At 43.7% G+C, this 11,191-nt stretch carries 12 protein-coding genes; 4 read left to right on the top strand and 8 right to left on the bottom strand.

Annotated features, from left to right (window positions below; genetic code table 11):
- Positions 1 to 259 precede the first annotated feature (259 nt).
- From QZX97_RS12330 to QZX97_RS12315, 4 genes are all read right to left on the bottom strand, one after another.
- The gene (locus QZX97_RS12330; RefSeq protein ID WP_295664680.1) at positions 260 to 859 is read right to left on the bottom strand and encodes a hypothetical protein; all 600 of its coding nucleotides are present in this window, start codon (positions 857 to 859) and stop codon (positions 260 to 262) included.
- Between the two features lie 85 nt (positions 860 to 944).
- A complete protein-coding gene (locus QZX97_RS12325) occupies positions 945 to 1,409 on the bottom strand; it encodes a DNA-3-methyladenine glycosylase 2 family protein (protein WP_295651874.1) in 465 nt (154 codons plus the stop codon).
- 148 nt (positions 1,410 to 1,557) lie between these two features.
- A complete protein-coding gene (locus QZX97_RS12320; protein ID WP_295651872.1) occupies positions 1,558 to 2,577 on the bottom strand; it encodes an HNH endonuclease in 1,020 nt (339 codons plus the stop codon).
- Positions 2,570 to 2,770 carry a DUF433 domain-containing protein gene (locus QZX97_RS12315; RefSeq protein ID WP_295651870.1) on the bottom strand — a complete coding sequence of 67 codons (201 nt, stop codon included), beginning with the start codon at positions 2,768 to 2,770 and terminating at the stop codon, positions 2,570 to 2,572. The genes QZX97_RS12320 and QZX97_RS12315 overlap by 8 nt, the downstream gene beginning before the upstream one ends.
- Positions 2,771 to 3,153: 383 nt before the next feature.
- Here QZX97_RS12315 and QZX97_RS12310 point away from each other — a divergent pair, with 383 nt between their 5' ends.
- The 4 genes from QZX97_RS12310 to QZX97_RS12295 all read left to right on the top strand — a co-directional run bounded on the left by QZX97_RS12310 (position 3,154) and on the right by QZX97_RS12295 (position 7,206).
- Positions 3,154 to 4,434, top strand: a complete 1,281-nt coding sequence (locus QZX97_RS12310) for a replication-associated recombination protein A (protein WP_295651868.1) — start codon at positions 3,154 to 3,156, stop codon at positions 4,432 to 4,434.
- Positions 4,435 to 4,516: 82 nt separating this feature from the next.
- A complete protein-coding gene (locus QZX97_RS12305) occupies positions 4,517 to 5,992 on the top strand; it encodes a DUF5687 family protein (RefSeq protein ID WP_295651867.1) in 1,476 nt (491 codons plus the stop codon).
- A gap of 2 nt (positions 5,993 to 5,994) precedes the next feature.
- Positions 5,995 to 6,705 (top strand): ABC transporter ATP-binding protein, encoded by a 711-nt coding sequence (locus tag QZX97_RS12300; RefSeq protein ID WP_295651865.1) that lies wholly within the window; start codon positions 5,995 to 5,997, stop codon positions 6,703 to 6,705.
- 6 nt (positions 6,706 to 6,711) lie between these two features.
- Complete coding sequence (locus QZX97_RS12295; RefSeq protein WP_295651863.1) at positions 6,712 to 7,206, top strand: GNAT family N-acetyltransferase; 495 nt, start codon at positions 6,712 to 6,714, stop codon at positions 7,204 to 7,206.
- A gap of 6 nt (positions 7,207 to 7,212) precedes the next feature.
- On the opposite strand, the gene QZX97_RS12290 is transcribed toward QZX97_RS12295, so the two are convergent.
- From QZX97_RS12290 to QZX97_RS12275, 4 genes are all read right to left on the bottom strand, one after another.
- A complete protein-coding gene (locus tag QZX97_RS12290; protein ID WP_295651862.1) occupies positions 7,213 to 7,680 on the bottom strand; it encodes a DUF3368 domain-containing protein in 468 nt (155 codons plus the stop codon).
- Positions 7,670 to 7,888, bottom strand: coding sequence for a UPF0175 family protein (locus QZX97_RS12285; protein ID WP_295651860.1), 219 nt, complete (start codon positions 7,886 to 7,888; stop codon positions 7,670 to 7,672). The genes QZX97_RS12290 and QZX97_RS12285 overlap by 11 nt, the downstream gene beginning before the upstream one ends.
- A 124-nt stretch (positions 7,889 to 8,012) precedes the next feature.
- Entirely contained in the window at positions 8,013 to 9,344 is a 1,332-nt protein-coding gene (locus tag QZX97_RS12280) for a TldD/PmbA family protein (protein ID WP_295651858.1), read from the bottom strand.
- Between the two features lie 4 nt (positions 9,345 to 9,348).
- Positions 9,349 to 10,986 carry a TldD/PmbA family protein gene (locus tag QZX97_RS12275; RefSeq protein WP_295651856.1) on the bottom strand — a complete coding sequence of 546 codons (1,638 nt, stop codon included), beginning with the start codon at positions 10,984 to 10,986 and terminating at the stop codon, positions 9,349 to 9,351.
- Positions 10,987 to 11,191 lie beyond the last annotated feature (205 nt).

Genomic DNA, 11,191 nt, shown 5'->3' with positions numbered 1-11,191 from the left:
ATCCATCAAGCATCTTCAATCCTATTTAAACGAGTTTACTTTTAAATACAATCACAGAGATAATAAATCAAATTTTGACTTGCTTCTCAATAGAAGTTTAATGCCATCTGTCATATGATGGGCTATTACTCTCAAGAGGGGTGGAGGGGTGTGTCCTTTGCCACATGCCTGTCATTCAAGAGACTGCATACCCACTTTTAGGAGGAAGATTATGTTGCCTTAAGTAAGGTTTCGAACACCCTTAGTTTGAAACCCATCGCTACGGGATATTAATTTTATTGGCCTTCTTGTATGTATCCCTATCAAAAATAATGGTGTACGGATAATCGTAATTAAACACACATTTTGATTTTACCAGTGGCCGTTTTTTGCTATCGGTAAGCGTATATGTTGAATCAATCAATTGGCCGCTGCTGGTATAGTATTTTATCAAGTCTTCATGCGCCGCATCACCGTCTTCTTTGGTACATTCGCTATTGAAAAATCCGGCGATACGCTCAAATGCAAATAGTTTACCATTTTTATCAAAATAGCTTTTATATGTAATGTCCCAATCACCGCTTCCGCTAAAAGGAATTTCGCCAGCTAAAATAATTCGGCCCTCTTTATCTTTTAAAAAATTATAGGTTGTTTCAACTTCATCCGGAAATTTATCGTTTTTAATAAGCATCAGCTTATCGCTATTGGGCAATTTCACCAACACAATTAGTTTATCCTGCTCGGCGGCAATTAATTTATCTATCTTACCTTTTTGCTTTTTTAACTGTTGAATTGTTGGTACTTGCTCTTGACTTTTTAAACTTTCCGCTCTTTTATTTTTGCCGCTTTTTTGGCTGCAGCCAACTGATGCACTTATCATGAAAAAGATTGAACAGTAACTAAGTAGTTTCATATCATAAATATAACTCTTCATCCGCACATTTCCTCATTCGCACATCTGCACATCAACGCTTCTTTTCCTCCAAATAAATATGCCATAACAACATGGTCGCCACAGTCCGGTAAGGCTTCCAACCTTCAGCAATCAGCAACAATCCATCTTTGCTGATGTCCGGCGCCAATGCCTTCACCTTTTTCAAAGCGTTCACCGCGGCCAGGTCGCCAACAGGGAAAACATCTGCCCGGTGCAAAACAAACATCAGGTAAACATCCACCGTCCAATTGCCGATGCCTTTTACGGCGCACAGTTGTTGACGCACTTCGGCATCGCTCAAATGCTCCAGTCCGGCTAAATCGAGTTGCCCTTCCACAATCATTTCGGCCAGGTGCTTTACATACCGCGTTTTCTGTCGACTAAAATAACAGGCCTTCAACTCCTCATCGCTCAAGGTCAACACGCCCTCCGCAGTTATTTCACCCGACAGTGCCGATGCCAGCGAAACCTGCTGCTCCAAAATAATATGCAACAACGATTCAAAGGTATTTTACCTGCTCCACATGGGCGGGTAGCCATGCTTTTGTTGGATGAGGCGTAGGTCGGCATCGGTTTGGCAAACTTCATCGCAAAATTGATGGAGGTTGGTATGGTTAAATTGCCTGGTCAAACGTTGATTTGATTTATTCTAACGATAATTTAACACAATATCTCATCTCATTTATAGTAAACACAACTTCATCAAGGCTTTTTGAAATTATCACTCTTTTACCAAAATCAAATTCTTTATGATGATTTGGACATAATATTAGGATATTGTCAGGTGTCTCTCTACCCTTTTTGTGTTTAGGTATAATATGTGCTGCTTCAATATATCGGCTTCCGTCTTTTTTTAAGATAAATTCATTGCAAAGTTGACATTTAAAATCTCTTAAAATTTTTAATTGTGCAATCGTCTTGTTATCCCTTTTATAAGTTTTGTGATTTACAATTATCTCTTCATTATCGCTTTCCTTTAAGTTTTTCAAATCTTCTATTATTTCAGGTTTCGATTTGCTTTTTGTAAACAACGATTCTAATTCAAGTTGCTCCTTTAAATTCTCATCCAAAAAAGGAATTGCAAATGCACTTTTTGCATAATGGTTATAGATTGAAACAAGTTTTTTATACTCCGATTCGAGAAGTCCGGTTCGTAGCAGCTCTATTATTTCGTCATTCAATATCTGTTCTGCGAACGTAGTGTCCTTATAAATAAACCCGTTCTGACCAACTAGTCTTTCACTTGATATTTTTTTATATCTATTAGCTTCCAAGGGTAATGGAAATAGAATTGAGAGTGCTTTTTCTGCCTTTATATTTACTGGATAATAATCATCATTGAAGCCCTTGAAAGAAAAAATTTTATTTTCTTTCAAAATTTCCGCATTACCGTAAACACCAACAATTTCTCCTTTTCGCAAAGTCGTGTTATGGGTATAGAAAATAATTATTCCTCCATTTTCAAAGCGAATTGGTCTTGATTTCCATTGTACAAACCCAAAAAAAAACTCCTTAGTATCAATGCCTTTTTTATTGAAACAAAAATTCAAGCATTCTCCTCCTGGGTTCTTTCTAGCATAGCTATGCCCTGCTTTAGGATTAATATAAGTATTTTTCCACCCCATAGGGTTGTAGGTAATATTAACCATTAAGACATTATTCATAATCTTTCAATTTCAAGTACAGCATAACCTGTTCTTTTTTTACAGTAGGAAAATCTTCCAAAAATTCATCAATGTTTATCCCTTTATCTAAATGATCTATTAATGATTCGACAGGAACACGGGTTCCCTTAAATACGGGCTTACCAAACTGTATGTCTTTGTCGATAGTAATAAATTTTTTCACAGCTACCATAATCTATTCGTTCAATTAGCCAACACTCATGGGTAAATATGGGTACTTCAAATTTTATTTTTATCCCCCTTTATGGGCATAATTTTATCATTTTCTCAAATACAACCCGATTTTCCGGGCAAGCATATGGGTAAATATGGGTATTTTTAACTCAAAAACGAGCTAATTTTGCCATTTTCATAATGTTGTACCCATAAGCCCCATCCACCAACATATGGGCGTCAAAAACAATTTCTATCAGTGAAACCTATTTAAAAATCAGCGAAATCAAACCAATCACATCAATCAGCGGTCCCAACACAAAAATACAAAATTCCATCCTGCCTTCATATTATTCTACTAATATTCTTAGGATTTCCTCCTAAATTTCCGAACTTTACTTCATGAGCAACCTGCCACCATTAGCCGAGCGCATGCGTCCCAAAAACCTCGACGAGTACGTCGGCCAAAAGCATTTGGTTGGCCCCGGCGCGGTATTGCGCAAGGCTATAGAAAGCGGCGCGCTGCCCTCCATGATATTTTGGGGACCGCCGGGTGTAGGTAAAACCACGCTGGCCTATATCATATCGCAGAGTTTAAGCCGGCCTTTCTTTTCGCTCAGCGCGATAAACTCCGGCGTTAAAGATGTGCGCGAAGTCATCGAAAAAGCCTCCATCCTGCGCCAGCAGGGCGACAGTCTGCCGGTGTTGTTTATCGATGAAATCCACCGTTTCTCCAAATCGCAGCAGGATTCGTTGTTGGGAGCAGTGGAGCGCGGCATCGTAACCCTCATCGGCGCCACTACCGAAAACCCGTCCTTCGAAGTTATCTCAGCTTTGCTGTCGCGCTGTCAGGTGTATATTTTAAAACCATTGAGCGAAGACGACCTCATCCACCTGCTGCAAACCGCCCAGCAAACCGACGAGGTCATCAAAAAGCGCAATATCACCATAGAAGATTACGAAGCATTGATACGCCTTTCGGGGGGCGATGCCCGCAAGCTGCTCAATATTTTCGAACTGCTGGTCAACGCGATGGACGATGAGCATATCACCATCACCAATAAACTGGTGCTCGAGCATGTGCAGCAAAACATGGCACTATACGATAAGGCCGGCGAACAGCATTACGATATCATTTCGGCTTTCATCAAATCCATGCGCGGCAGCGACCCAAATGGCGCCGTATACTGGCTGGCCCGTATGATAGCCGGCGGCGAAGACCCCTTGTTTATTGCCCGGCGCATGCTCATTTTGGCTTCCGAAGATATCGGCAATGCCAACCCCAACGCTTTGCTATTGGCCCAAAGCTGTTTCCAGGCAGTCAATGTCATCGGCATGCCCGAATCGCAGTTGATTTTATCGCAAACGGTCATCTACCTGGCTACATCGGCAAAAAGCAATTCGGCAACAACCGCAATCGGGGCGGCTATGGCTTTGGTACGCGAGACCGGCGACCTGCCCGTGCCCCTGCACCTGCGCAACGCGCCCACCAAACTGATGAAAAACATCGGCTACGGTAAAGACTATAAATACGCCCACGGCTACGAAGGAAACTTTGTCGACCTCGACTTTTTGCCCGATGCCATAAAGGGCACAAAATTATACGAACCCGGTAACAATCCGCGCGAAGCGGAGTCAAAAGAAAAATTAAAAAAGCTTTGGGGCGACAGGTACAAATATTAGCCCCCTAGCCCCCTAAAGGGGGAGTTAATGCAATAATGTTATATTTGAAAAGGGTAATAACTCAATAACTTATTAACTAAACATGGTATCAACCTTTATCCAACACGAACTAAAATTATTCTGGCGTTCAAAAAATTCGGGTAAAAACCTGGCCATACGCATCATCATGGGCATCATGATTTTGTACCTCATGGCCTGCTTTCTTCTGTTAGGTTTTATTTTAGATAAGATACTCGAAAAAGCATTCCCAACCGATAACCTCATCAAAGCGTTTTCGGGTATTCTCCTCTATTACTTTTTGTTCGATTTGTTGTCGCGTTTCCAACTGCAGGAACTACCTACTTTAAAAGTTCAGCCATACCTGCACCTGCCAATAAAAAAGAATACCATTATCAGGTACCTGTCGTTCGCCTCGCTGCAATCGTTTTTTAACCTTACGCCTTATATCCTGTTTTGCCCTTTTATTTTTAAAGTAATTTTGCACCAAAACGGTGGCGCCATAGCTTGGGCATTTATTTTCGCCATTACCGGCTTCACGGTTTTTAACAACTACCTCAGTTTGTACATCAAGCGCCGCTCCAACTTAAATGGCTGGGTGTCGGTAGGCTTTGCCATATTTTTGGTACTGCTCATCATGTGCGACTATGTATGGCATATCATCTCCTTCAAAACCCTTTCTTTCCTTTATTTTGGTCATTTACTTACACAACCGGTCTGGGTATTTTTACCGCTGGTTATGGGTTTTGCTATCTATTATGTCAATTTCCTATACCTCAAACAAAACCTCTACCTCGAAGAGTTAGGTTCGCAAAAAAAGAGCGCCTACAAAAGCAGCACCGAAATACCATTTTTATCCGCTTTCGGTAAGGTTGGCGATTTGATGGCCAACGAGATAAAACTCATCCTACGCAACAAGCGCTCAAAATCGGCCCTTACCATGTGTACCATCATGCTGTTTTATGGTTTGATATTTTACACCAACAAAATATACGGCGATGGCTGGAAAGTATTTTGCGGCATGTTCATGACGGGTATCTTCATCATCAGCTACGGTCAGTTTTTGTACGGCTGGCAGGCCGCTCATTTCGATGGCATATTGGTGAGCAAGGTTAACTTCCGCGATTTTTTAAAGGGCAAATACCTTTTGTTTACCGGCATATCTACCGTAGCCTTTGTATTGACTACCCCTTACGCCTTTTTTGGCTGGCATGTGGTTTTCGTCCATTTTATGATGTACCTCTGGAATATCGGCATCAGTATCACCATCGTGCTGTTTTTTGCCAACCGCAACTACAAACGTATCGACCTCAGCAAAGGCGCGTCGTTTAATTGGGAGGGTGTTGGTGCCACGCAAATGCTGTTGGGCTTTCCGCTCATCATTACACCATTTATTATTTACTGGCCATTCGCCTGGCTCGGGCATGCCGATATCGGCCTGTTGATTATAGGTGGTTGCGGTGTGTTGTTTATACTGATGCGCCCCTATTGGATAAAAAAATTGGAAGCAGATTTTTACACAAAAAAATATAAAATAGCCGAAGGCTTTAGAAACAAATAGTTATGATAGAAATTAAAGACCTGAAGAAAGTTTATGCCGGCGTAGCGGTAGTTAACGTACCGCACCTGGAAATACGCAAAGGCGAAAGTGTTGGCCTCATTGGTAATAACGGCGCGGGTAAAACCACCATCTTCCGCATGATGCTTGATTTAATACGCCCTGAAAGCGGTGAGGTATTATCCAAAGGCGAAAACGTGGCCCATAGCGAAAACTGGAAAAACTATACCGCCGCTTATCTTGATGAAGGCTTTTTGATTGACTACCTCACCCCCGAAGAATACTTTTACTTTGTTGGCGGCCTGCACAACCAAACACGCGCGCATGTAGATGATTTCCTTTCGGGATATACCGAGTTTTTTAACGGCGAAATACTAAAAAAAGGCAAATACATCCGAGACCTGTCCAAAGGGAACCAATGTAAAGTGGGCGTAGTAGCCTGCCTGTTGCAAAGCCCCGAAATGCTAATGCTGGATGAGCCATTTGCCAATATCGACCCAAGTACCCAGATCAGGTTGAAAGGCTTGTTGAAAGACCTGACCAAAAATCAGGGGATGACCACACTGGTATCAAGCCACGACCTGAGCCACGTTACCGAGGTATGCGATAGAATCTTATTGATGGAAAAAGGCAAGATCATCAAAGACATCACCACCAACGCCTCCACACTGAAGGAACTGGAAGAATACTTTACCGTCGGGATGACCGCCGAATAAAACGATATGTACCATATTCGCGAAGCTACCATAGCCGACGTTGACGCTATTATCGATATAGCCGAAAAAACCTGGTGGCCAACCTATTCGCCTATTTTAAGCGCGGAGCAGATTACCTATATGCTAAGCGTGTTATACTCATCCGAAAAGATACACCACCAGCTAAGCACCGCCGAGCAAACTTTTATTTTATTAATAGAAGATGAGGTTCCCGTCGCTTTCGCGGGATTTTCGCCCCGCGACGAGCACCCCGATATCTACAAACTGCACAAACTATATTGCCTGCCCCAAACCCAGGGCAAAGGCTACGGCAAGGTGATGATAGATGAAGTCTGTCGCCGTGTACTCGCCGCCGGCAAACACACCCTCGACCTCAACGTAAACCGCCACAACAAAGCCAAAAGCTTTTACGAAAAAATGGGCTTTACCTTAGCCTACGAAGAAGACATACCGATAGGCGATTATTGGATGAACGATTTTGTGATGCGGAAGGAGTTGTAGGAAAGTTTAGTCGCCCATTTCATTTGCAAGTTCTAATATTTCGTCGGTAACAACTTTGCTAAACCTAAAAGAGCGTTTGTCCAAAAGCTCGATTAAAGGCTTTACCAAAGGGATTACACCCGCTTGCTTGGCCATAAGGAGAACTTTTAGCGTTCCGATGATATTTAGATTTAGGCCAACTGCGATTTTTCTTCCTTTTTTTTCATCTATTATCAAAATAGGATCATAGGTTTCCAATGCTAATGTTATTGCGCTTGCCTCTCCTGGATCCAGCAACTGTTCAAGTTGTTGTAATTGCTCTTGATTTGAAACCGCCTTAATTACAATCCACTCCGGCAATAGTCTACCGAATTCCTCCTGAACTTTCGAGGTTGTAAAAATCGTTGAAAATGTTTTGTGTAATATGTCAAGTCGATGTATCCGATCAAGGGCGATCAGGCAACTCGCATCCGAAATTATGATATTATTTACCAAATTCAGCCCTTAAGTCATCTACGGTTTCACCAAATATAGAAACGCCATAAGTACCTACATTCTCAATAAAAAAGCGCTTAGTTACACCGGCAAACTCAGCAGCTTGGCCGGATGACAACGTTCCCTTGTCAAACAAAATAGCAGCCACGGCCATCTTCACTTCTTTCTCGTCGGTTTCTTCAGGTATGTTGATAGTTAGTGTCTTCATGATATGTAAAGTTAAACAAAATGAATGGCAAACAAAAAAAGCCACCCTTTTACAGATGGCTTTAATATTGTCTGAATTGAAAAACATTCAATCATTCAAAAATCAATCATTCAATCATTAAATACTACACCGCATCCGATAACGACGAGAACGTAAAGTCCCTCACCTTCATTGGCGGTATCATATAGCTTCGGTACGATTCCACACTGATGCTGCGCTCGGGTTTGCCCAAAGCTTCCAGGTTGTTGAGCATGATCACCGGGCTTTCGTTAAAGCGGAAGTTCTTTACAGGGAACTTAATTTCGCCGTTCTCGATGTAAAAAGTACCGTCGCGGGTAAGGCCGGTTAACAGCAGTACCTGCGGGTCCACCATACGGATATACCATAAGCGCGATACGAGGATACCTTTTTCGGTGCTTTTGATCATTTCTTCGAGCGAAGTATTACCACCCATCATAATGATGTTTTCGGGGCCTGCTTGCGGGGCAACGCCTTTCTTGGCAGCGTAAGCACGGTTATAGCTCAGGGTTTTTACCACGCCTTTGTCCACCCAAATGGTTTTTTCGCGCGGCAAACCATCGCGGCCCCAGGTGGCTGCGGGCAGGTCCGGATCGAACGGATCGGAGTAAATGGTTACTTTTTCGTCCATCAGTTGTTCGCCTACACGTGTGCCACCGCCTTTTTTGCTTAAAAAACTGCGGCCTTCATCAGCACTGCGGGCATCAAAGCGGAACATGTTCTCCAACAAATAAGTAGCCGCCACAGGTTCCAATATCACGGTATATTTGCCCGGCTCCAAAGCTTTAGCACCTAAGGATGCATTGGCTTTCATGGTGGCAATACGCGTTGCCGATTCTGTATCTAATTTCTTCACATCAGTAAACCCACGCGCCGCATAGCCCGAAGCCGTGCCGGCATCGTTACGGGTAGTAACCGAGAAAATTACATCGGTACTTTTGTTATAGGCAAAAAATCCTTTCGAGTTCATTACCGCTTCAAAACTCGTGCTGTTCTCTAAAAATCCGGCAGCGCTCAGGTTAGCTTTTTTGCAAACGTCCAAACTCTTACCAACCAAATCCGCGCGACTTTCCGGCGTCATGGCGGCAGTATTGGCATTGTACATGATCGAATCTTTAAAAGTTGCCGGACCGGGCATCGGTTCGCGCTCCAGGTTTTCCGGGGCTAATTGAGCCAACTCTTCCGAACGGCGTACCACTCTTTCCAGCGACGCGTCGTCAAACTCATCACCGGTAGCGCTGGCGCTTTTTTTGCCATAGGCCGAGGTTACCGAAAAGCCTGTGGTACTGATATCGCCCGCTGTTGACACCGCGTTTAACGCATAGCGGATGTTACCGCCTTCGCTGCCGTTCAGGCTTACTTCGCATTCTTCGGCCTTTGAATAACTAAGCACCTTCTTTAATAAAGCCTGTGCTTCTTCTTTACTTAATATTGGCATATAATTATCCGATCCTCCGTTTAGTGTTTATAACATTTACTCCATTAAAACGCGCGGTTGACGAACCGTGCGATACCGCGCTCGATTGTGAAGGCTGACCCTTACCATCGTTGAACGATCCGCCCAGGCGGTAATCTTTTTCATCGCAAACGGCCACGCAACTGTTCCAGAACTCCTGGGTATTGGCCTGGTAGGCCACATCGTTTAACGGGCCTGCAATTTTACCGTCTTTTATCTCGTAAAACATCTGTCCGCCAAACTGGAAGTTGTAGCGTTGCTGATCGATAGAGAACGAGCCGTCGCCGATGATGTAGATACCTTTTTGTACGTTTTTGATCATATCGTCAACACTCAGCGGGGTTTTGCCCGGCTGTAACGATACATTCGGCATACGCTGAAATTGAACATCGCGCCAGCTTTGCGCGTAGCAGCAGCCTTGCGAAGCAGTGAGACCAATGATATGTGCCTGGTCGCGGATGGCCTGGTAGTTTACCAAAACACCGTCTTTAATAATATCCCATTTTCCGCATTTTACGCCTTCGTCATCATAACCTACAGCACCTAACGAGCCATATTGCAGCTTATCGCCAACAATGTTTACATGCTCGCTGCCAAAGTGGAAATTCTTTGAGCGCCATTTATCTAAAGTTAAAAAGCTGGTACCGGCAAAATTGGCTTCGTAGCCCAACACACGGTCAAGCTCGGTGGGGTGGCCTACCGATTCGTGGATGGTCAGCCACAGGTGCGATGGGTCGAGCACCAGGTCGTATTTGCCCGGCTCAACGCTTTTGGCGTCCAGTTTTTCTTTAGCTACGCGCGATACCTGTTTTACGTCTTCCAACAAATCATAACGGTTTTTATAGCGGGTAACTACGCCGGTTACTTTTTCAGCATCCGATGGGGTCAAATACTCATAACCCAAACCTTTTGGCGAGCTTGAGCCACGCAACGATTCAAAACCGCCCAAATCCTGGTCAACTTTAGTAATGGTAAAGTTGGGATATATGCGGTGTATGTCCTGGTCGATGTACGAGCCATCGGTCGAGGCGAAATATTTTTGTTCGTTAATGGCAAACAAGGTCGAGTTTACAAAGCTTGCACCTGCAGCAGTGGCAATGCCATTGGCATTCAACAACAGGTCTACTTTCTCTTTAATAGGCACCTCAAACGCGTTTTTTTCGATAGGTGTTTTCCAACTTACTTCGCCATATCCCTTTTGGGGGGCCAGTTGTACCGGTGTACCACCAATTTTGGCATTCGCCTTAGCTACTGCCACGGCTTTATCTGCCGTGCGGGCCATACCTTCTTTGGTCATGTCGTTCGTAGCGGCAAAACCCCAGCAGCCATTGGCTATTACGCGGATACCCACGCCATACGATTCACCACTGCCAATGTTCTGTACCCGGTTTTCGCGGGTAATAATGGCCTGGTTTAAATACCTGCCTATGCGCACATCGGCGTAGCTGGCGCCTTTAGCTTTAGCGGCATTGAGTGCAGCGTCAGCCAGTTCTTTTTTGATTTTTACGTCCACGTAATTTAACGCTTCCGACTGGTCGATGGGCCTGCCCAACGATGGCAAGCCGGGCATCATCAAAGCCGTAGCGCCCATTCCTGATAAATAAAGAAAATCTCTGCGTTTCAAGGGTTTATCCTCCTTTTGTTTTATGTGTTAGTTAATGTTTTAGAGAGCATCCGGGTTAAGCGCTGGCTCCCCTCTTGAGAGTAATAGCCCATCATATGACAGATGGCATTAAACTTCTATTGAGAAGCAAGTCAAAATTTGATTTATTATCTCTGTGATTGTATTTAAAAGTAAACTCGTTTAAATAGGATTGAAGATGCTTGAT

This window comes from uncultured Mucilaginibacter sp., assembly GCF_903893715.1.
Taxonomy (GTDB): Bacteria; Bacteroidota; Bacteroidia; order Sphingobacteriales; family Sphingobacteriaceae; genus Mucilaginibacter.
Note: the sequence above shows the minus strand (reverse complement) of the source record. Positions and strands in the feature narration are given on the sequence as shown.